Annotated in this window: 2 protein-coding genes; both read right to left on the reverse strand. The window is 75.6% G+C overall.

Going from position 1 to position 1,583, the window contains the following annotated elements; genetic code table 11:
- A partial coding sequence (locus tag ACWF9Z_RS30525; protein ID WP_170814730.1) for an S-adenosylmethionine synthetase N-terminal domain-containing protein occupies nucleotides 1–94 on the reverse strand: 94 nt, incomplete at its 3' end.
- 127 nt (nucleotides 95–221) lie between these two features.
- A complete protein-coding gene (locus ACWF9Z_RS30530; RefSeq protein WP_453607399.1) occupies nucleotides 222–1,307 on the reverse strand; it encodes a transposase in 1,086 nt (361 codons plus the stop codon).
- Between the last annotated feature and the right edge of the window lie 276 nt (nucleotides 1,308–1,583).

Here is a 1,583-nt window from a genome sequence, read left to right on the forward strand (position 1 = left end):
GGAGGGCGTCGAGGATGGTGTCGCTGATCTGGTCGGCGATCTTGTCGGGGTGACCTTCGGTCACGGACTCCGAGGTGAACAGACGGCGGGACATGGCACTCCTTGAAAGTGAAAGTCCAATGGATCCGGTGGGACCGGTCGAAACGGGGCGTGGATCGCGCGAGTGCGGCCCCGGCGGGCAAGCGGTACGGGGAGCGGGGAGCTGGCGGACGGCCGGCGGATCACGCCAGACGTACCCGCTCGAAATCGCCGGGAACGAGAACGGGCTCTGTCGTGGGGGAGGGGACCGGGGCCGTCGCCCGCGCCGTGCGCACCGCGTGGGCCACGGACACGAGCGTCAGGTGGCGGTGCCAGCCCTCGAAGGTGCGGCCCGTGAAGTCCCGGGCGCCGACCGGGTCGGTGACCCGCGCGAAGGTCTCCTCGACCGTACGCGCCGATGCCGCCAGGGCCACCAGTTCCGCGGGACGGGCGTCCAGCAGGTCGGTGAGCCACACCTCGTCGGGCCCGGACGCGCCGCCCGCCCCGCATCCGAAGAGAAGCAGGTCCTCCGAGCCGGGGAGGGGCGCGGGGGTGAGGAGGCCGAGCGGGACGGCCCGGCTGACCTTGACGAGGAACCGTGACCGGGCGGCGCGCAGTCGCCTGACCGCGTCGATCACGTCGGCCACGTCGATTCCGTCGATGTCCATCACCACCGGCCCGGACGGAAGAACGCGCCCCGGGCCGTTCAGCAGGTCGAGGTACACCCCCATCGCGCACTCCCCCGGGGTCCGCGCACGGCTCCACCCGGATGCCGGCCGCCCTCCCGGGCGATCCGTCCGGGCGTCCGGGGCGCCGGGGCGCAGCAACTGCCAGTTGACGGGCTGGCATCGGGCCCCGGACACGGACCACAGTCCTACGGCGTACTGCACGTTGCGCACGGCTCCGAGGTCGGGGACGTACCGGCGGTGGACGCCGGCGATGTCGTCCCCCTCCTTCGGCGTGAGCATGGGGCGCAGCACCCACGCGTCGAGAGGTGCGACGGCGGCCGCCCGGGCGGCCAGGGCGCGGCGGACCGGCATCCAGTCCCAGGTGGAACAGCTGACGAAGTGGTGCAGCCGCTGCTCCAGGGCGGTCCCGTCACCCAGGCACGCCGCCATGTTGCGGAAGGACCTGCGCCCCTCGGTGACGAGCAGCCCTTCGACGTACTGGGCGGCTCGGGCCCGTTGATCGCTGCGGGTCAGCGAGGCGAACAGCGGGTCGCACAGGGCTCTGAGGTCCTCGTCGACGGACGGGTTCCCGGCTGCTTCGCGCCGCGCGGCACCTTTCATGAACTCCCCCTGGTCCCACGGGTGATGGACGTCTCCGGACCGGCGGCACGCGCCCTCGCGCCGGGCAGACCCGCGGCCGTGGGGGGCGGGCCCCCGCTGCGGGGTGCGCGTTCCACGGCCACGGGCGGCCACGAGCGACACGGGCGGGGACCGGGGCCCGGCCCCCGCCCCGGGGGGGGGGGGGGGCCGGGGGGGTCGGGGCGGGGGGGGGGCCCCCCGCCGGGCGGGGGGGGCGGGGCCGGCGGCCGGGGGGGGCGCGCTCGCGGCGGCGGCGGG

This window comes from Streptomyces sp. NPDC054961 (assembly GCF_053609145.1).